A 19,698-nucleotide genomic window follows, 5' to 3' on the forward strand; every position below is an offset into this window, starting at 1 on the left:
CCGAAAAAAATGTGAGCAGTTACGCTCACATTTGTTGTTCTTCTTCATAATCGCACGAAATACATTGTACTTGCACGCCTTTTTTCAACTTTTTCTCTACAAGCATGCCTTCGCACTTCGGACACTTACGACCAATTGGCTTATCCCAAGATACAAAGTCGCATTCCGGATACGTACCGCACCCATAGAAAAGACGTTTCTTTTTATTACTACGGCGTTCAATAATTTGACCCTTATCACACTTTGGACAAGTAACACCGATTTCTTTCACAATCGGCTTTGTATTACGACAATCTGGGAAATTCGAGCAAGCCATAAATTTCCCGTATTTACCCATTTTAAAGACCATTGGGTGATTACATAATTCACAATCTTCCCCAGCTGGTTCATCTTTAATTTCCACTTCACGCATTTCTTTTTCCGCTTTTTCTAAACGCGGTTCAAAACCTACGTAGAAATCATCAACAATTTTTACCCAATTCGCATTTCCTTCTTCTACTTCATCAAGGCTTTGCTCCATATTGGCAGTAAATTCAATGTTAATAATTTCTGGGAAAAACTCTAAAATAAGTTCAATTACTATTTCACCAAGTTCAGTCGGAACGAAGCGTTTATTATCCAAACCTACATACCCACGCTTTTGAATTGTTTCAAGTGTAGGTACATATGTTGACGGTCTTCCAATTCCAAGTTCTTCAAGTGTTCTTACTAGGCGAGCCTCTGTATAGCGCGGAGGAGGTTGTGTAAAATGTTGCTTTGGTTCTAAATCCTTTGAAAATACAGTTTCCCCTACTTCTAAAGGTGGCAACATCTTATCCTTTTCTTCAGCACCATCATCTTTTGACTCTACATACACTTTCATAAATCCTGGGAACTTTACAACCGATCCACTTGCACGGAACTGAACATTGTTATTAATGAGTCTCGCTGTCACAGTATCCATTATAGCAGACGCCATTTGACTTGCAACAAATCGCTCCCAAATCAATTTATATAATCGAAGTTGATCACGACCTAAGAAACTTTTTAGTTCCTCTGGCTTTCTCATTACCGAAGTAGGACGAATTGCCTCATGCGCATCTTGCGCATTTGACTTTTTCGTTTCTTTCTTCTTTTCTGTTCCTATGTATTCCGTACCATACGCTTCAGTGATGTAAGTACGAGCCTCTGTTTGAGCTGTTTCTGAGATACGTGTTGAATCAGTTCTCATATACGTAATAAGACCTACAGTTCCTTGTTTTCCAAGATCTATCCCTTCATACAATTGCTGTGCAAGCATCATTGTTTTCTTTGCTCGCATGTTTAACTTACGTGCTGCTTCTTGTTGCAAGGAAGATGTTGTAAACGGTAATGCAGGATTACGTTTTCGCTCTTTGCGCGTTACATTTTCAACTGAAAACGCATTGTCTTTCATCTGTTCAATTATTTCATTCACTTGCGTTTCATTTGTTAATTGAACTTTTTCACCATCTACACCGTAAAAGCTTGCTTCAAATGTGTCTTTTCCTTTTACAAATTCTGTTTTAATTGTCCAGAATTCTTCAGGTTCAAAGTTTTGAATTTCCCTTTCACGCTCGATGATTAAACGAACTGCTACAGATTGTACACGTCCTGCACTTAATCCTTTTTTTACTTTCTTCCATAATAAAGGACTAATATTGTAACCAACAAGACGATCAAGTATACGTCTTGCTTGTTGTGCATCCACTAAATCCATATTAATTGCACGAGGATGTTTAAATGATTCTTTGATTGCATCTTTCGTAATCTCATTAAACACAACCCGACAATCTGATTCAACGTCCACATTTAACGTATTCGCTAAATGCCAAGCAATCGCTTCCCCTTCACGGTCTGGATCGGCCGCGAGATAGACTTTCTTTGCTTTTTTCGCCGCTGATTTTAAATCTTTTAAGACGGGACCTTTACCACGAATGGTAATATACTTCGGGGTGAAGTTGTTCTTTACTTCTATCCCCATTTGACTTTTTGGCAAATCGCGAACATGTCCCATAGACGCGACAACTTTGTATTTTTTCCCTAAATATTTCTCAATGGTCTTCGCCTTAGAAGGCGACTCCACGATTACGAGGTAATCTGACATGCTAGTGCCTCCTTAAGAGGTGGATTCAAGTCTTCATTAATCTTATTGATTTCTCTTGTTTTTGTCAATCAAGAATGAATATACCATACAGTGCCAATCTACCATTTGTCAATAATTGTTTAATAAAAACATAAAAATATAAGGTTAATTTAAAATCTCTTCCAAGATATCTTCTGCATTTCTTACTAGTTTTGCTCCTTGCTGAATAAGATGATTCGTTCCCGATGCCCCCTCTACAAATATAGGTCCAGGAAGCGCAAACACCTCTCTATTTTGCTCTAACGCAAGGTCTGCAGTAATAAGTGTTCCACTTCTCGATTTCGCTTCTACAACTAAAACACCTTTACTTATACCACTAATAATCCGGTTCCTTTTTGGAAAATACCATTTTTTCGGTGCATAGTGCGGCGGATACTCTGTCAATAACAATATATATTCCTTCCACATTTCATATAAATGTCTATTTTCTTTCGGATACATAAAAGACAATCCATGCCCTAATATCGCAATAGTCGGGCAATGATGCCTTACTGTAATCTCATGAGACATTGTATCTATCCCTTTTGCAAACCCACTGACAATAAGCCACTCTCTTTCTAATAAAGGGTGTAAAATAAACTTCAAACTCTCATGACCATATAATGATGGTTCTCTCGTTCCAACAACTGCTAATTTATTTACTTTATTCAGGAAATCTTTCTCTCCTTTTCCATATAAAACGAAGGGAGGGTCTTGTATTTCACGTAATAATTGCGGATAATCTTCATCCCATATCGTTATATAAAAAATACGATTTCTCTCTAAATAAGATATATATTGCGGAAGATTTGAATTTTGAAGAAATTTTACTAGTTCTGAAGATTTTTTCGAGGATATTCCAGTGTAGTGTTCCATTTGTTTTTCGTTAAAATTATATATGTTCTTTAATTCTGGATCGACATATAGTAGCCTCTCCATCGCTTTCCAATAATCTGCTAGCAAGTAATGAACATGTAATAATCTCTCTCTTTTCATCTTGATTCTCCTTACCCATAATTTTTATTATGTAAACAGAAAAAAGTGTAAAAAGACACCCTCAAGTAAGAAGGTGTCTTTCAACAGATTAATAGTTTTTACAAGTCTCAAATAAACCTTTTTCTTTTAAAACAGAGATTAGCGTTTCTCCCATAACTGCTGGAGTTTCAGCTACTTTAATGCCACAAGCTTCCATTGTTTTAATCTTTTCAGCAGCAGTTCCTTTACCGCCAGAAATGATTGCACCAGCATGGCCCATACGTTTGCCAGCAGGCGCTGTTTGACCACCAATGAAGCCTACAACAGGTTTTGTCATATTAGCTTTTACCCATTCAGCTGCCTCTTCTTCTGCTGTACCGCCGATTTCACCAATCATAATTACAGCATGTGTTTCTTCATCTTCATTAAATGCTTTTAACGCATCAATAAAGTCTGTACCGTTAACAGGGTCTCCGCCGATACCTACAGCAGTAGATTGGCCAATACCTTCTTGTGTTAACTGATGTACAGCTTCATAAGTTAATGTACCAGAGCGAGATACGATACCAACATGACCTTTTTTATGAATATATCCTGGCATAATACCAATCTTACATTCATCTGGTGTGATTACACCTGGGCAGTTTGGTCCAAGTAAACGTGTATGTTTACCCGCCATATATCTCTTTACGTTTACCATATCTAATACAGGAATCCCTTCAGTAATACATACTACTAAATCAATTTCTGCATCAACAGCTTCCATAATTGCATCTGCCGCAAAAGCGGGTGGAACGTATACAACTGAAGCGTTTGCGCCTGTTGCTTTCACTGCATCTTCTACTGTATCAAATACTGGTACACCTTCAATATCAGTGCCGCCCTTACCTGGTGTTACACCACCGACAATTTTCGTACCGTATTCAATCATTTGTTTTGTATGGAATAAACCTTGAGAACCTGTAATACCTTGAACAATAACTTTTGTATCTTTATTAACTAATACGCTCATTTTTCTCCCCCGCTTTCTATTAGCCCACTAGTGAAACAATTTTTTGTGCACCGTCTGCCATAGATTCTGCTGCAACAATATTTAAGCCAGACTCATTTAAAATTTTCTTACCTAGTTCTACGTTTGTGCCTTCAAGACGTACAACTAAAGGTAACTCAAGACCTACTTGTTTCGTTGCTTCAATAACACCTTCTGCAATAACATCACACTTCATAATGCCACCAAAAATGTTAACGAAGATACCTTTTACATTTTTGTCAGAAAGGATAATTTTGAATGCTTCTGTAACTTTTTCTGCAGTTGCACCGCCACCAACATCTAAGAAGTTAGCTGGGTCACCGTGGTAATGTTTAATGATATCCATTGTAGCCATCGCTAAACCTGCACCATTAACCATACAACCGATATTTCCGTCTAAAGGAATGTAGTTTAAGTCGTATTTTGAAGCTTCAATTTCTTTTGAATCCTCTTCATCAAGATCACGAAGCTCTAAAATGTCTTTATGGCGATATAACGCATTAGAATCAAAGTTTAATTTTGCATCTAATGCCATAACTTTACCTTCGCCTGTTGTAACAAGTGGGTTAATCTCAGCGATAGAGCAATCTTTTTCGATAAACGCACGATATAAGCCCATCATAAACTTCACAGCTTGTCCTACAAGCTCTTTTGGAATATTGATGTTAAATGCAATTCGGCGCGCTTGGAAACCTTGCAAGCCTACTGCTGGATCAATATATTCTTTAAAGATTTTTTCAGGTGTTTTTTCTGCTACTTCTTCAATTTCTGTTCCGCCTTCTTCAGACGCCATTAAAACAACTTGAGAAGTTGCACGATCTAAAACTAGACCTACATAATATTCTTTTTTAATATCGCAACCTTCTTCGATAAGTAAGCGTTTTACTTCCTTACCTTCAGGACCTGTTTGATGTGTCACAAGTGTAGTTCCTAAAATGCTTTCTGCATATGTACGAACTTCATCTAAATTTTTCGCAACTTTTACTCCGCCAGCTTTGCCGCGTCCACCAGCGTGAATTTGTGCTTTCACTACACATACATCTGTTCCTAATTCTTTCGCTGCTTCTACAGCTTCTTCTACTGTAAACGCAACCTTCCCGTTCGGAACGCTAACCCCATAGCTTCTAAGGACTGCCTTACCTTGGTACTCATGGATATTCATGGTCCCATCCTCCCCTGTTTTCCTGTTTTACTCGAAAAGTTTTTTAATGTTTAAAAAACATTACATTGCCATTGTATAAGATGATTGGCACGCTGTCTACAATAAAGTGTCAGAAAACTGAAATCGCTTTATTCTTTTTCGAAAATAGTAATGTTTATATGCCAAAATAAAAAAATAAGCTGTATATTTACAGCTTATTTTTGAATCATATCTTTAATTGGTGCGAATGACTTGCGGTGTTCATCTAGTACTCCATGCACTTCAATTGCCTCTAAATGTTGCTTTGTGCCATATCCCATATGTTGCTCAAATCCATATTCAGGATACTTCTCTCCCAGTTCTTTCATCATACGATCTCTCGTTACTTTTGCTATAATGGATGCTGCTGAAATCGAAACACTTTTCGCATCACCTTTAATAATTGATGTTTGCGGAATTGGTGTAGGAAGCTTCATCGCATCAATTAATAAATGTTGAGGTGTACAAGATAAATTTGCAACTGCATCTAACATCGCTTGTTTCGTTGCTTGGTAAATATTAATGTCATCAATAACTTGCGGTGATACAATTCCTACTCCAATTGCAATTGCTTGTACTTTTATTTCATCATAAAAACGCTCACGTTTCGCTTCACTCAACTTTTTCGAGTCATTTAACCCTGGAATATAAAAATCCTCAGGAAGAACGACAGCTGCCGTCACAACAGGCCCAGCCAATGGCCCGCGCCCTACTTCATCAATACCCGCGATATATGTGACCCCTTTTTCACGCAAAGCATTTTCATACTTGGACATTTCAAAAAACTTCTCTTTTTCTTTCTGTTCTAACTCTTTTTGTTTATACCACTTCAAAACGAGCTTTTGAACACCTTTTCGATCATCTTTCATTAACAGTTGAAAGCGATCATCTTCTTCATTCATAATTTCTTTCAATACATTTTCCGCTTCTTTTATCGTCATAGTTTGCATTTATACAAGCTCCTTTTTAAACATATCCAAAAAGAAAAGACGCACAAACGCACGTCTTATACTTCTTCTATTTTTTCCACATCTTCCACTTGCTCTCCAAACTCTTCCGGTGTTTCAAACGTCATTTTTCCAAGTTTGCCACCACGAAGCTCACGAAGCACAAGCTCAGATGTCTTATCATAATCAATCATTCCGCCGCCCATTAAGCAGCCTCTATTTTTTCCAATTGCATCGAATAATTCCACAATATCTTCTGGAATCTCATTTAAATTATAGCGTTCTTTCAAGCGTTCTGGATAATGTTTCTCCATAAAACGTAATGCGTAAACAGCTACATCTTGTAAATTTAAAATTGAATCTTTAATTGCACCCGTTGTCGCTAAACGAAGACCCACTAATTGATCTTCAAATTTAGGCCACAGAATACCTGGTGTATCTAACAATTCCATTTCCTTCCCAACTTTAATCCATTGTTGAGCTGTTGTCACACCTGGACGATCTCCTGTTTTAGCAATATTTTTCTTTGCCAATTTATTAATCAATGTAGATTTACCAACATTTGGTATACCTACAATTAATGCACGAATCGCTCTCGGTCTAATACCTTTTGCAACCATTTTATCAAATTTTTCTTTAACAAGCACTTTACAAGCTGCTGCAATTTCCTTCATACCTTGTCCAGCTTGCGCGTTAATCGAAATTGCCATATGACCTTTTTCTTTAAAATATGCGATCCATTGTTTTGTTAAACAATCATCCGCCATATCCGCTTTATTTAAAACAACAAGCCTTGGCTTATGTGTAATGATTTCATCAATCATTGGGTTTCGAGATGATAATGGTAATCGAGCATCTACAAGTTCAATTACAACATCAATTAATTTTAATTTCTCCGTTACTTGGCGTCTAGCCTTCGCCATATGCCCTGGAAACCATTGAATTACCATGTTGCCACCTTCTTTTTCATTTATTTCACAATACGTGCGTCTTCTAACGGCCAATATAACATATTAGCTTTACCAATTACTTGATCCATTGAAATCGTACCGATTGAACGGCTATCTTTACTAAAACGACGATTATCACCTAAAACAAATAATTGATCTTTTGGAACGGTTTTCTTGCCTGTCATTTCTTCAAGATTAAAATCATATGTAAGCGGTCCGTCAGCAATTTGCTTTTTCTGCTTGTCTAAATACGGCTCCTCATAAGCCTTTCCGTTAACATACAGTTTATCATTACGATACTCTATTTCATCGCCTGGCAGGCCTATAATGCGCTTAATGTAATCTTTATCTTCTGTTGCTCGAAATACGATAATATCAAAGCGTTTTGGATCTCCAATGTGATAACCAATTTTATTCACAATCATTCGATCACGATCATGTAAAGTAGGTGCCATCGATACCCCGTCTACGAGAATTGGCGCAAAGAAAAACTGTCTAATAACACCAGCTAATACAACAGCAATCAAAATTGCCTTAATCCATTCCCAAAGTGAACTCTTCTCTTTTTTCATGCATTTCCCCTCCACGGTTATGTAAACTGCTCGTATTATACCAAAATTTCATATAGATTGGAAAAAGGGAGCTTGTGCATTTACAAGCTCCCATACATGTCTTATCGAATTTCTTTAATACGTGCTTTTTTACCGCGAAGGTTACGTAAGTAGTATAACTTAGCACGACGTACTTTACCACGGCGAAGTACTTCGATTTTCGCGATTCTTGGCGTGTGAACTGGGAATGTACGCTCAACACCTACACCGTAAGAAATCTTACGAACTGTGAATGTTTCACTGATTCCGCCACCACGACGTTTAATTACAACACCTTCGAAAAGCTGAATTCTTTCACGAGTTCCCTCAACAACTTTTACGTGTACACGTAAAGTGTCACCAGGACGGAATGAAGGAAGGTCAGTTTTTAATTGGCCTTTTGTAATTTCTGCGATTAATTGTTGCATATTAAATTCTCTCCTTTAAACAGATGCTCTTATAAAGTCTTAATAAATTACAGCGGAACATCGTTAATACGGCTACTGATTTCAGTAGCACAAATGTTATAATAGCATATTACTAGGCCTGTTGCAATAGCAAATATATGAAGTTATTACTGCTCTCGCTTTATTTCCTCAAGCCATTTTTTCTCTTGTTTAGATAACTCTCTCTCATCTAACAAATCCGGTCTACGCGTATACGTTCGACGCAAAGATTCCTTATGTCGCCATTCATCAATGTTTTTATGATTCCCTGACATTAATACATCCGGTACCTTCATACCACGAAAATCAGCCGGACGTGTATAATGAGGATGCTCTAATAAACCTGTACTAAACGAATCCTCTACTTGTGAAGCATGATTTCCTAGCACACCTGGCAAGAGACGTACAACACTATCAGTAATAACCATAGAGGCTAATTCTCCGCCCGTTAATACATAGTCACCAATAGAAATCTCATCCGTTACGAGATGCTCACGAATTCGTTCGTCATACCCTTCATAATGCCCACATACGAAGATCAAATGTTCTTCCCCTGCAAGCTCTTCCGCTTTCTTCTGCGTAAATCTTTCGCCCTGCGGACACATTAAGACAACTCTAGGCTTACGCTCTGTCTCTTTCGTCAAATCTTCTACAGCATCAAAAATAGGCTGAGGAGTAAGCACCATACCAGCTCCTCCGCCGTAAGGATAATCGTCTACACTATTATGCTTACTTGTTGTATAATCACGAAAGTTAACAACACGAAGGTTTACCGCTTCTTTTTCTTGTGCCTTCTTTAATATAGAAGATCCAAATACACCGGTAAACATGTCTGGGAACAACGTTAAAATATCAATTTTCATTATAGCAGCCCTTCCATTACATGAATGGTTACTAATTTATTTTCAATATTAACTTGAAGTACAACGTCATCGATATAAGGAATTAAGAGATCTTGACCCTTCGGGCGTTTAATTACCCAAACATCATTTGCACCAGGAGATAGAATCTCTTTGATTGTCCCTAGCGCTTCTCCTTCTTCCGTTACAACACTGCAACCAATAATTTCATGATAGTAGTATTCACCTTCAGCAAGTTCACCTAACTGCTCTTCTGGTACTTTTATTAAAGAACCTTTAAACTTCTCTACTTCATCTACATTGTTATATCCTTCAAATGTTAATAAATCGAATGTCTTATGTTGGCGATGAGAAGTTACCTTCACCGGAAGGTAGTCTGCGCCTTTCTCATTCGATATGTATAACGTGTTTCCTACTTTATATCGCTCTTCTGGAAAATCAGTACGAGAAATAACACGGATTTCTCCTCTTACGCCATGAGTATTTACAATTTTCCCTACGTTAAACCATTTTGTCATAAATAGTATGTCACCCCTGGTTTCTATATAAATTAAGCATCTCCATTTCACAGATGGAACATGCACTCTCTATTTAAATGTTAAAAAAGGGAGAGGAATAACTCCTCGCCCTTTTTTACGTTTATTGAATTTCCAGTGTTACTTTTTCATCATTATGATGTCCCACTGAATACAAGAGCATTCGAATCGCTTTCGCAACTCTCCCTTGCTTTCCAATGACTTTTCCAACATCCTCAGGATGTACAGTTAATCGATACTTTATCTCTCCGTTGCAAAGTTCCTGTGTAACTTTTACATCTTCAGGATAATCGACAAGAGGCTTGACAATCGTCTCGACTAACTTCTTCATAGTCATTGCCTCAATTACTTACCTTGTTTAGATAAGTGGAATTTCTCCATGATACCTTGGTTAGAGAATAAGTTACGAACTGTATCAGATGGTTTAGCACCATTTCCTAACCATTTTAATGCTGCTTCTTCGTTGATCTTAACTTCAGCTGGTTGAGCAACTGGATTGTAAGTTCCGATTTCCTCAATGAAACGTCCGTCACGAGGAGAACGAGAATCTGCAACAACTACACGATAGAAAGGAGTTTTTTTAGCTCCCATACGTTTTAAACGAATTTTAACTGCCATTTATAAAGCACCTCCGAATTTATTTCACACAGATAATTATATTAGCAAAAAGACTATTGCTTTGTAAAGTATTTTTTCTTAACAGAGCCATCTTTTTTTCCTTACATGAATGGAAACTTCAATCCACCTAGTCCTTTTTTCTTACCTTTTTGCATTCCCGTCATCGTCTTCATCATTTTTTTCATGTCATCGAATTGTTTAATTAGACGATTGATTTCTTGTACAGTTGTACCGCTACCTTTGGCAATGCGCTTTTTGCGACTAGCATTGATTATTTCCGGTTGTTCTCGTTCTAATTTAGTCATAGAACGAATAATTGCCTCAATATGCCCAATTTGTTTTTCATCAACTTGTGCATTTTTCAGCCCTTTAATTTTATTTGCACCAGGAAGCATTCCTAACAATTCATCAAGCGGCCCAAGTTGACGCACTTGTCCAAGTTGTTCTAGGAAATCGTCAAGCGTAAACGAAAGCGTACGCATTTTTTGCTCAAGTTCTTTCGCTTTCTCTTCATCAACTGTAGCTTGCGCTTTTTCAATCAATGTTAAGACATCGCCCATCCCTAAAATACGGGATGCCATACGCTCTGGATGGAACGCTTCAATTGCATCTAGTTTTTCACCCATACCAGCAAATTTAATCGGCGTGTTTGTTACAGCCTTAATAGATAATGCAGCACCACCGCGCGTATCACCATCTAATTTCGTTAATACAACACCTGTTAAACCTAACTGTTCATGGAAACTTTGCGCAACATTTACCGCGTCTTGTCCCGTCATCGCATCGACAACAAGGAAAATTTCATCCGGTTTCGCAACTTCTTTAACTTTCGCTAATTCATCCATTAGTTCTTCATCAATATGCAGGCGACCCGCTGTATCGATTAAAACATAATCGTGATGATCTTCTTTTGCTTTTGCAATCGCTTGTTTCGCAATTTCAACAGGACTTACTTGATCTCCTAAAGAGAATACAGGCATGTCCAATTGCTTCCCTAATGTTTCAAGCTGTTTAATCGCTGCTGGACGGTAAATATCCGCTGCAACAAGCATCGGTTTACGGTTATGCTTTTTACGAAGCAAATTCGCAAGCTTACCTGTCGTCGTTGTTTTACCCGCACCTTGCAGACCAACCATCATAATAACAGTCGGTGGCTTATTAGCAACAGCAATTTTGCTTTGCTCTCCGCCCATAAGTTCTGTAAGTTCTTCCTGTACAACTTTAATTACTTGTTGTCCAGGTGTCAAACTTTTCATTACATCTTGTCCGACAGCACGTTCAGACACACGCTTCACAAAATCTTTTACTACTTTAAAGTTAACATCTGCTTCTAAAAGAGCTAGACGAACTTCTCTCATCATTTCTTTCACATCGGCTTCAGAAACTTTTCCTTTGCCGCGGATTTTTTGCATTGTCTGTTGAAGTCGGTCGGCTAATCCTTCAAATGCCATATTGCCGCCCTCCTAATCTAATTTTTCGATAGCTTCAACAACTTGTTTCATTTCTTCATTTACATGCTCTTCTTCGCTGATTAGCTGTTTTAGCTTTGCAACAAGTCGCTGTCGCTCTTGAAACTTTTGAAGTAATACTAATTTTTCTTCATATTCTTCAAGCATCGCTTCAGTCCGTTTAATGTTATCATACACGGCTTGGCGACTTACATCAAATTCTTCCGCAATTTCACCAAGAGATAAATCATCTAGATAATAAAGCGACATATAACTTCTTTGTTTTTGCGTTAACAACGATTGATAAAAATCAAATAAATAGTTCATTCTCGTTGTTTTTTCGAGCATGTTGGATCATCCTTTGTTAAGTGATTTCCCTTTACATGAATTAGTTTACATGTAGTCCAAAAGAGTGTCAAGTTTTTTTCTTAACATCATATATTTTTTATAGAAAAAGAAGCGGAAATACCGCTCCTTTCACTTATACTTCTTCTGTTTCTACTAAGTTCGCAAATAAACCATACACATATTGTTCTGGATCAAACTGTTGCAAGTCATCCATTTGCTCTCCTAATCCAACAAACTTCACTGGTACATCCATTTCGTTACGAATCGCTAATACAATACCACCTTTAGCAGTTCCATCTAACTTCGTTAAAACAATACCAGTTACATTCGTTGCTTCACGGAATGTTTTCGCTTGGCTTAAACCGTTTTGTCCTGTTGTTGCATCAATAACAAGTAATACTTCATGAGGAGCACCTGGTACTTCACGCTCAATTACACGCTTCACCTTCTCTAATTCTTTCATTAAATTTACTTTATTTTGCAAGCGTCCTGCTGTGTCACATAGTAATACATCTACCTTACGTGCTTTCGCAGCTTGTACAGCGTCATACATAACCGCCGCTGGATCAGATCCAGATCCTTGTTTAATCACTTCTACACCAACGCGATCGCCCCATACTTCTAATTGTTCAATCGCTCCAGCACGGAATGTGTCTCCTGCCGCTAATAGGACTGACTTACCTTCTGATTTAAACTTATGCGCCAGTTTACCAATTGTCGTCGTTTTTCCTACACCATTAACACCAACAAATAAAACAACCGTTAATTGGTCCTCTTGCATATTAATTTCGTTACTAAAATCGCTGTCGCCTTTGTAAATTCCTACTAGTTTTTCTGAAATAACAGCTTGTACTTCTTTTGGATCTTGAATGTTACGACGTTGTACTTCTTCTTTCAATTGGTCAATTAATTCCATTACCGTCGCAACGCCAACGTCTGCACCGATTAAGATCTCTTCTAACTCTTCGAAAAAATCTTCGTCCACTTTACGGTAACGATAAACTAAATCATTCACTTTATCCGCAAATGAATTTCTCGTTTTTTCTAATCCTTGTTTAAATTTCTCTGTAACTGTATCCGTTTGTTTTGAAATTTTTTCTTTTAGTTTTTTAAAAAAACTCATACTTTCCCATCCTTCCTATTCACTTGCAATAAGTTCTTCTCCGGCGTCTAAACGAACCGAAACAAGTTTAGATACCCCTGATTCTTGCATTGTTACACCGTACAACACATCAGACTCTTCCATTGTACCTTTTCTATGTGTAATTACAATAAACTGCGTCTCATTACTGAATCTCTTTAAATACTGTGCAAAACGAGCTACATTCGCCTCATCAAGGGCTGCCTCTACCTCATCTAGTACACAGAATGGTACTGGGCGTACTTTTAAAATACCAAATAAAAGCGCAATTGCTGTTAAAGCACGCTCTCCACCTGAAAGTAAACCTAAGTTCTGCAGTTTCTTCCCTGGCGGTTGTGCTACAATATCAATACCCGTATTTAGTAAATCCTCTGGATTAGTCATTACTAAATCCGCTCTACCGCCTCCAAATAATTCAGAGAATACCGATTGAAACTCCATTCTAATGCCTTCAAACGTAGTAGAAAAGCGTTTTTTCATTTCTTCATCCATTTCGGTAATAAGCTGGTGCAATGTCGCTTTCGCTTCTTCTAGGTCGTCTCTCTGCTCTAGTAAGAATGTATGACGCTCCGCTACACGTTCATATTCATCAATTGCCCCTAGGTTCACTGTACCTAACTCTTCTATAGATAATTTGATTAATTTTACTTTCTTACGCGCATCTTCTACAGGCATTGTCATTGTATATTTTAGTTTTGCCGCTTCAAATGAAATCGTATATGTTTCACGTAAATGTTGTAATCTATTTTCCAACTCTACATCAAGTCGATTTATTCTCACTTCTTGATCTTTCAACATTTCAAGAATATATTTATGTTTACCTGTCGTTTCTTTCAAATTGCGCTCTAAATGTTCTACCCTCTCTTGCAACGATACACGTTGTTCACGACGAGAGCGAATTAATTCTGAAGTTTGATTACGATCATATGCTTTCTTCTCAATCATATTCGTAATTTGCTCTTCACCACTTGAATTAGATGTCATTTCTTGTTTTAAGAACGCTAAATCCTCTTTCGTTTTTACAAGTGTCGCATCCGTTTCTTCTTTTTCCTTCGTCAATCGTTCAACTTTTTCTTTTTGATTAAATAAGCGTTGTTGCTTTTCAGCTACCAGCACTTTTAACTCCGTCATTTCTTTTTGAACTTTTTCTTTCGAAGAATGTTGCTCACTTTTTTGTTTTGTTAAAGCTACAATTTTACTATCTAACTTAGTGATATCAGCTTGAAGATTCGTTAAAATCCCTTCTAACTCCTCTTTACGCCCTTGCATTTTTACTCGATCTTGTAAAAACCCTTCAATCTCTAAATCATAAATAGACAATCGATCATTAATACGATGTTCTTCTAATTCTAGACGATTAATCTCTTCTCTTAATTTCTGCTCATCTACACGATCTACTTCTACAGTTTGCCTTAGTTCGCGTATTTTCACTTCTTTTTCTTGAATCTCTTGTTTTACTGCTTTAACAAAGTTTTCTAACTTCATTGTTTTTTCTTCCATATCAGTTAACTTGCGAGTCCACTCTTCCAGTTCACGTTGGCGTCCTAATAAAGAAGATTTCGCTTGCTTTACCGCCCCACCAGTCATAGAACCGCCAGGATTCACTACATCACCTTCGATTGTTACAATGCGATAACGGTATTGCAGTTGTTTCGCCAACTCATTTGCTCCGCGTAAATCTTTCGCAACAATAACCGTACCTAATAAATTTGAAACTACATTTTCATATTTATTGTTGTACTGCACAAGTTCTGCCGCCACACCTACAAACGATGGGTGTTGATTTGCAATGCGTAATTGCTCAAATGATAAAGACCTGCTTTTAATAACAGCTTGCGGTAAAAACGTTGCACGTCCATGTTTATTTTGCTTTAAAAATGCTATCGCATTACGAGCATGCTCCTCTGTTTGTACAACAATATGCTGCATCGCTGCACCTAGAGCAATTTCCATTGCAACTTCGTATTCTTTCGGTACCGTTAACAGTTCCGCAACAGCACCCTCGATACCTTGCAACCTATTTTCTCTAGCTTTCAATACTTCACGTACACCTTGATAGAATCCAGAATAATCTTCTTGCATCTCTTCAAGCATTTCTTTTCGAGAACGTGCCTGTTGCACAAATTGATATGCTTGATACAGTTTTGTTTCATTTTCACTATACTGCGTCTTACATTTCCCAAGCGCCGCCTCTGTCTTCTGTATGTTTGAGAGAATGCCAGCTACTTTTTCTTTCGCTTGTTCGTAACTTTCTACAAGTTTCGTCTTTTTCGCTGTAATTTCCATACGCATTTCTACATATTTCGCATTCTCTTCATCTAGACGCTCGTTTTTAGACGTTTGCTGTTTAGATTGTTCTTCAATCATAGATAATTCATTACGATGACTAGCTTGTTGATTTAAAAGCTCAATATAGTCACCTTTTAAATTCTCAATCTGTTCCTCTAAATTGTCAGCAAAAGTAGCAAGCAGTTGCTCATTATCATGCAATTTTTGCTCCAACTCTTTTACTTCATTCACAAATTGCATTAAAGCTTCTGTACTTGACTCAATCTCACCATCGTAACTTTTAGTTTTCTCTGTTAATTCAACAATTAACTGCTCAAGTTGCGCACAATGCGTCGTAGCATTTTGCTTTCTCTCTTTTAACAACTCGCGCTGCCCTTCAAGTTTTTCTAGCTCTTTACTAGAAAGAAGAAGTACTTCTTGCAACGAGTCTACAGACTCATCTACCGCTTGTAATTGTCCTCGTAATTCCTCAAGCTCTTCTTCACTTTTTTGTAAATTCGTTGACATTTTAGCTTCTTCGTTTTTATTATGCCCAAACTGATTTCGAAGCGCTTCCCATTTCTCGTGCAATTCTTCAATTTCATGGACAATAAGCGCAGCTTCTACTTTCTCTAATTCTTCTTTATTCTCAAGATAATCTTTCGCAATAGAAGCTTGTCTTTCTAAAGGTTCTACTTGACTACTTAATTCATGAATTATATCTTGTACACGATTTAAGTTTTCTTGTGTTTCTGCTAATTTCCCTTCAGCTTTCTTTTTGCGAAGTTTGTATTTTAGTACGCCTGCCGCTTCTTCAAATACACCTCGACGCTCTTCTGACTTACTACTTAAAATCTCTTCCACTTTCCCCTGGCTAATAATTGAAAAAGCTTCTCTTCCCATACCAGAGTCCATAAATAAATCGATAATATCTTTCAATCTACATGATTGTTTATTAATATAAAAATCACTATCACCTGAACGAGATACACGACGTGTTACACACACCTCATTGTATTCAATTGGTAAACGTTGATCTTCATTATTTAAAGTTATTGTTACTTCAGCAACATTAACCGCTCTCCTCGTATCACTGCCTGCAAAAATAATATCCTCCATCTTTGCACCACGTAATGATTTTGCAGATTGTTCACCAAGTACCCAGCGAATTGCATCAGTAATATTACTTTTCCCGCTTCCATTAGGTCCTACTACAGAAGTTACACCTGGGACAAAATCAACAGATACACGCTCAGCAAAAGACTTAAACCCTGCTATTTCTAATCTTTTTAAAAACACGAAAGGCCTTCCTCCTATTCTCCGTCGTTATAAATGTTCTCTATACAAAAACAAGTATTATACGGATTTACCTTCTTTTTCATTATAAACAAAAAGAAAGTTTCATTCTATGCACAAGGAATCCCCCTCATTCAAAGGGGGATTCCTTATAGTTGTTCTTTTAATTTTTTCAATGCTTCTGCAGCAGCTTGTTGCTCTGCTTCTTTTTTCGACTTACCACTACCAAGACCTAAAGCTACGTTATTTAACGTAACACGTGACACAAATTCTCGATTGTGAGCTGGTCCTTTTTCTTGCAAAATTTGATACTCAACATTGCCACTGCCATCACGCTGAATCAATTCTTGCAACTGACTCTTATAATCCATCACATGAGAAAAAGCACCCTCATTAATTTTCGGATATACAATTTCTTTTAAGAATTCCCAAACTGTTTCTAGCCCTTGATCAAGATAAAGGGCACCAATAAACGCTTCAAAGACATCCGCTAATAAAGCTGGTCGTTCACGTCCACCTGTCATTTCTTCACCTTTTCCTAATAAAACAAGGCTACCAAATGACAATTCGTTCGCAAAACGAACAAGAGATGGCTCACATACAATAGCTGCACGTAGTTTTGTTAACTCTCCTTCGCTCATTGTCGGATATTTTTGAAACAGATACTGCGATACAGTCAGTTCCAATACTGCATCTCCAAGAAATTCAAGACGCTCATTATCTTCATGCGGTTTTTTTCGATGCTCATTCACATACGATGAATGCGTAAATGCTTGAATCAATAATTTTTCATCTGTAAACGTAATACCTATCTTTTCTTGAAACACTTTAAATGCTTCACGATATTTTGTTTCGTATTTTTTTTCTCTATATTTTCGGTACGGCATAGGTCCCTCCAGATATAAGCCAGAAAGCCCCGCTAAAAAACGGGACTTCACTTAAGCATTATAGATGACTCTCTATGTAAGTCACAGCATCGCCAACAGTAGCAATCTTTTCAGCATCTTCATCAGAAATTTCCATTTCGAATTCATCTTCTAATTGCATTACAAGTTCTACTACATCTAGGGAGTCTGCTCCTAAATCTTCCTTGAAGCTTGCAGCTGGTACTACCTCAGTCTCTTCTACTCCTAAACGATCAACGATGATTTTTGTTACGCGCTCTAAAACATCTGCCATTCCATTCACCTCCCCTCAAATATTATATTAAATATTGACCAAAAAAACTAGGTGAAATCGATTCTTTTATTACATTACCATACCGCCATCAACATTTAACGTTTGACCTGTAACATATTTGCTTTGATCAGAAGCAAAAAACGTTACAGCATTCGCGATATCTTTCGCTTCACCAAATTGAGCAGCTGGAATAACTTTTAACATTTCGGCTTTAATATTCTCATCTAGTACATCCGTCATATCAGTCGCAATAAAGCCCGGCGCAATTGCATTCACTGTAATATTTCGACTTGCTAACTCTTTTGCAGATGTTTTTGTTAATCCAATAACACCCGCTTTAGCAGCAACATAGTTAGCTTGTCCTGGGTTTCCTATAACACCAACAACCGAAGCGATGTTTATAATTCTACCGTGACGTTGACGCATCATATAACGAGATACTGCTTTTGTACATAAGAATACACCTTTTAAGTTTGTATTAATAACTGTATCCCATTCTTCTTCTTTCATACGCATTAATAAATTATCTTTCGTTACACCAGCATTATTTACAAGAATATCAACTTGTCCAAATGTATCTACTGTTTGTTTCACCATATTTGTAACATCATCAGCATTTGCAACATCTGCTCTTACCGCAATTGCATCAGAACCTAATTTTTTAATTTCATCTACTACTTCATTTGCTTTTTGTTCATTACCAGCATAATTTACTACTACATTTGCCCCTTGTTTCGCTAAATCAATCGCAATCGCGCGACCAATTCCACGTGAAGCGCCAGTTACTAATGCTACCTTCCCTTTTAACATCAGTTTTCTCCTCTCAAATTTGAAATGGTATCTTTTAATGTCTCTTCATCGTATATCGCATATGCTTTTACTGATGAATCAATTGACTTCATAAGTCCAGCAAGTACTTTTCCAGGTCCAATTTCAATAAATGTATCTACTCCCTGGTTCACCATATATTCAATAGACGGGTACCATAATACAGGCGAATAAAGCTGTTCGATTAACTTTTCTTGAATGTCTGCACCACGTGTAATAACTTCCGCCGTAACATTTGCAATAACAGGAATATTCGTGTCATGAATTGTAATTTCATTTAAAACACTTTGGAACTTCTCAGCTGCCGGCTTCATAAGTGAAGAATGGAATGGCCCACTTACTTTTAGTGGAATCGCTCTCTTTGCACCATTTTCTTTCGCTCTTTGAGAAGCAACCTCTACGCCTTGCTTCGTTCCAGAAATCACAATTTGCTTCGTACTATTCATATTAGCGATTTGCACTGCATATCCTTCACTTGTTACTTCTTCTGTAACTTGTTTCAGCATATGTGGGTCAGCACCTAATATAGCTGCCATTGCGCCTTCCCCGCCCGGAACAGCTTCTTCCATATATTCGCCACGTTTCCTTACAGCATATACAGCATCTTCAAAAGTTAATGCACCAGCTGCTACAAGAGCACTATATTCACCTAAACTATGACCAGCGACAAAGTCAGGTGTAATGTCATACTCTTTCAAAGCTGTCAAAATAGCAAAACTCGTTGTTAATAATGCAGGCTGCGCATTTGTTGTTAATGTAAGCTTTTCCTGCGGTCCTTCAAAAATCACTTCTGAAAGTGAATCTTCCAACACCTCATCTGCTTTTGCAAACACTTTTGCAACCTCTTTATTATTCTCTGCTAATTGTTTACCCATTCCAACTGCCTGTGAACCTTGGCCCGGAAAAAGAAATGCTATTTTTCCCATTTCAAATCCT

20 protein-coding genes are annotated in these 19,698 nt (G+C 37.5%); all 20 read right to left on the reverse strand.

Translation table 11 applies throughout. The annotated features are described in order from the left end of the window. Positions 1–25 precede the first annotated feature (25 nt). On the reverse strand, positions 26–2,104 hold the full coding sequence (topA, locus tag ACUN13_RS00595; RefSeq protein ID WP_001286963.1) for a type I DNA topoisomerase: 2,079 nt from the start codon (positions 2,102–2,104) through the stop codon (positions 26–28). Between the two features lie 144 nt (positions 2,105–2,248). Continuing rightward, entirely contained in the window at positions 2,249–3,118 is an 870-nt protein-coding gene (dprA, locus tag ACUN13_RS00600) for a DNA-processing protein DprA (RefSeq protein WP_000818059.1), read from the reverse strand. An 88-nt stretch (positions 3,119–3,206) separates the two neighbouring features. Then, a complete protein-coding gene (gene sucD, locus ACUN13_RS00605) occupies positions 3,207–4,109 on the reverse strand; it encodes a succinate--CoA ligase subunit alpha (RefSeq protein WP_000115178.1) in 903 nt (300 codons plus the stop codon). 19 nt (positions 4,110–4,128) lie between these two features. Then, on the reverse strand, positions 4,129–5,289 hold the full coding sequence (sucC, locus tag ACUN13_RS00610; RefSeq protein ID WP_001020791.1) for an ADP-forming succinate--CoA ligase subunit beta: 1,161 nt from the start codon (positions 5,287–5,289) through the stop codon (positions 4,129–4,131). A gap of 194 nt (positions 5,290–5,483) precedes the next feature. After that, positions 5,484–6,257: a ribonuclease HII gene (locus tag ACUN13_RS00615; protein ID WP_001194265.1), complete on the reverse strand. Its 774-nt coding sequence runs from the start codon at positions 6,255–6,257 to the stop codon at positions 5,484–5,486. A gap of 56 nt (positions 6,258–6,313) precedes the next feature. Further along, positions 6,314–7,204 (reverse strand): ribosome biogenesis GTPase YlqF, encoded by an 891-nt coding sequence (gene ylqF / locus ACUN13_RS00620; protein ID WP_088343853.1) that lies wholly within the window; start codon positions 7,202–7,204, stop codon positions 6,314–6,316. A 20-nt stretch (positions 7,205–7,224) separates the two neighbouring features. Beyond that, entirely contained in the window at positions 7,225–7,776 is a 552-nt protein-coding gene (gene lepB / locus ACUN13_RS00625; RefSeq protein WP_000711853.1) for a signal peptidase I, read from the reverse strand. Positions 7,777–7,877: 101 nt separating this feature from the next. Then, complete coding sequence (rplS, locus tag ACUN13_RS00630; RefSeq protein WP_001186516.1) at positions 7,878–8,222, reverse strand: 50S ribosomal protein L19; 345 nt, start codon at positions 8,220–8,222, stop codon at positions 7,878–7,880. A 146-nt stretch (positions 8,223–8,368) separates the two neighbouring features. After that, on the reverse strand, positions 8,369–9,103 hold the full coding sequence (gene trmD, locus ACUN13_RS00635) for a tRNA (guanosine(37)-N1)-methyltransferase TrmD (protein ID WP_000686903.1): 735 nt from the start codon (positions 9,101–9,103) through the stop codon (positions 8,369–8,371). Then, on the reverse strand, positions 9,103–9,618 hold the full coding sequence (gene rimM / locus ACUN13_RS00640) for a ribosome maturation factor RimM (RefSeq protein ID WP_409531695.1): 516 nt from the start codon (positions 9,616–9,618) through the stop codon (positions 9,103–9,105). Before rimM ends, trmD begins: the two co-directional genes overlap by 1 nt. Positions 9,619–9,739: 121 nt before the next feature. Continuing rightward, a complete protein-coding gene (locus ACUN13_RS00645; RefSeq protein ID WP_000737401.1) occupies positions 9,740–9,967 on the reverse strand; it encodes a KH domain-containing protein in 228 nt (75 codons plus the stop codon). A gap of 14 nt (positions 9,968–9,981) precedes the next feature. Next, positions 9,982–10,254 (reverse strand): 30S ribosomal protein S16, encoded by a 273-nt coding sequence (gene rpsP, locus ACUN13_RS00650; RefSeq protein WP_000268750.1) that lies wholly within the window; start codon positions 10,252–10,254, stop codon positions 9,982–9,984. Positions 10,255–10,355: 101 nt separating this feature from the next. Then, a complete protein-coding gene (gene ffh, locus ACUN13_RS00655) occupies positions 10,356–11,705 on the reverse strand; it encodes a signal recognition particle protein (RefSeq protein WP_000863460.1) in 1,350 nt (449 codons plus the stop codon). A gap of 12 nt (positions 11,706–11,717) precedes the next feature. Next, the gene (locus ACUN13_RS00660) at positions 11,718–12,050 is read right to left on the reverse strand and encodes a putative DNA-binding protein (RefSeq protein WP_000891062.1); all 333 of its coding nucleotides are present in this window, start codon (positions 12,048–12,050) and stop codon (positions 11,718–11,720) included. A gap of 133 nt (positions 12,051–12,183) precedes the next feature. Then, complete coding sequence (ftsY, locus tag ACUN13_RS00665; protein ID WP_000007655.1) at positions 12,184–13,173, reverse strand: signal recognition particle-docking protein FtsY; 990 nt, start codon at positions 13,171–13,173, stop codon at positions 12,184–12,186. A gap of 15 nt (positions 13,174–13,188) precedes the next feature. After that, entirely contained in the window at positions 13,189–16,758 is a 3,570-nt protein-coding gene (gene smc, locus ACUN13_RS00670; RefSeq protein WP_445423637.1) for a chromosome segregation protein SMC, read from the reverse strand. 146 nt (positions 16,759–16,904) lie between these two features. After that, positions 16,905–17,642, reverse strand: a complete 738-nt coding sequence (rncS, locus tag ACUN13_RS00675; RefSeq protein ID WP_001146875.1) for a ribonuclease III — start codon at positions 17,640–17,642, stop codon at positions 16,905–16,907. Between the two features lie 58 nt (positions 17,643–17,700). Beyond that, positions 17,701–17,934 carry an acyl carrier protein gene (gene acpP / locus ACUN13_RS00680; RefSeq protein WP_000786062.1) on the reverse strand — a complete coding sequence of 78 codons (234 nt, stop codon included), beginning with the start codon at positions 17,932–17,934 and terminating at the stop codon, positions 17,701–17,703. Positions 17,935–18,003: 69 nt separating this feature from the next. Next, positions 18,004–18,744, reverse strand: coding sequence for a 3-oxoacyl-[acyl-carrier-protein] reductase (fabG, locus tag ACUN13_RS00685; RefSeq protein ID WP_000911773.1), 741 nt, complete (start codon positions 18,742–18,744; stop codon positions 18,004–18,006). After that, entirely contained in the window at positions 18,744–19,688 is a 945-nt protein-coding gene (gene fabD, locus ACUN13_RS00690) for an ACP S-malonyltransferase (RefSeq protein ID WP_000515899.1), read from the reverse strand. Before fabD ends, fabG begins: the two co-directional genes overlap by 1 nt. Positions 19,689–19,698 lie beyond the last annotated feature (10 nt).

The sequence above is a fragment of the Bacillus cereus group sp. Bce041 genome (genome assembly GCF_052646455.1).

Coding starts and splice junctions, on each gene's coding strand:
- rpsP (WP_000268750.1), bottom strand. CDS start 10,254: ATGGCAGTTAAAATTCGTTTAAAACGTATGGGAGCTAAAAAAACTCCT.
- trmD (WP_000686903.1), bottom strand. CDS start 9,103: ATGAAAATTGATATTTTAACGTTGTTCCCAGACATGTTTACCGGTGTA.
- ACUN13_RS00660 (WP_000891062.1), bottom strand. CDS start 12,050: ATGCTCGAAAAAACAACGAGAATGAACTATTTATTTGATTTTTATCAA.
- rncS (WP_001146875.1), bottom strand. CDS start 17,642: ATGCCGTACCGAAAATATAGAGAAAAAAAATACGAAACAAAATATCGT.
- rimM (WP_409531695.1), bottom strand. CDS start 9,618: ATGACAAAATGGTTTAACGTAGGGAAAATTGTAAATACTCATGGCGTA.
- ylqF (WP_088343853.1), bottom strand. CDS start 7,204: ATGGTAATTCAATGGTTTCCAGGGCATATGGCGAAGGCTAGACGCCAA.
- lepB (WP_000711853.1), bottom strand. CDS start 7,776: ATGAAAAAAGAGAAGAGTTCACTTTGGGAATGGATTAAGGCAATTTTG.
- sucD (WP_000115178.1), bottom strand. CDS start 4,109: ATGAGCGTATTAGTTAATAAAGATACAAAAGTTATTGTTCAAGGTATT.
- ACUN13_RS00645 (WP_000737401.1), bottom strand. CDS start 9,967: ATGAAGAAGTTAGTCGAGACGATTGTCAAGCCTCTTGTCGATTATCCT.
- ffh (WP_000863460.1), bottom strand. CDS start 11,705: ATGGCATTTGAAGGATTAGCCGACCGACTTCAACAGACAATGCAAAAA.
- ACUN13_RS00615 (WP_001194265.1), bottom strand. CDS start 6,257: ATGCAAACTATGACGATAAAAGAAGCGGAAAATGTATTGAAAGAAATT.
- dprA (WP_000818059.1), bottom strand. CDS start 3,118: ATGAAAAGAGAGAGATTATTACATGTTCATTACTTGCTAGCAGATTAT.
- ftsY (WP_000007655.1), bottom strand. CDS start 13,173: ATGAGTTTTTTTAAAAAACTAAAAGAAAAAATTTCAAAACAAACGGAT.
- fabD (WP_000515899.1), bottom strand. CDS start 19,688: ATGGGAAAAATAGCATTTCTTTTTCCGGGCCAAGGTTCACAGGCAGTT.
- topA (WP_001286963.1), bottom strand. CDS start 2,104: ATGTCAGATTACCTCGTAATCGTGGAGTCGCCTTCTAAGGCGAAGACC.
- rplS (WP_001186516.1), bottom strand. CDS start 8,222: ATGCAACAATTAATCGCAGAAATTACAAAAGGCCAATTAAAAACTGAC.
- sucC (WP_001020791.1), bottom strand. CDS start 5,289: ATGAATATCCATGAGTACCAAGGTAAGGCAGTCCTTAGAAGCTATGGG.
- acpP (WP_000786062.1), bottom strand. CDS start 17,934: ATGGCAGATGTTTTAGAGCGCGTAACAAAAATCATCGTTGATCGTTTA.
- fabG (WP_000911773.1), bottom strand. CDS start 18,744: ATGTTAAAAGGGAAGGTAGCATTAGTAACTGGCGCTTCACGTGGAATT.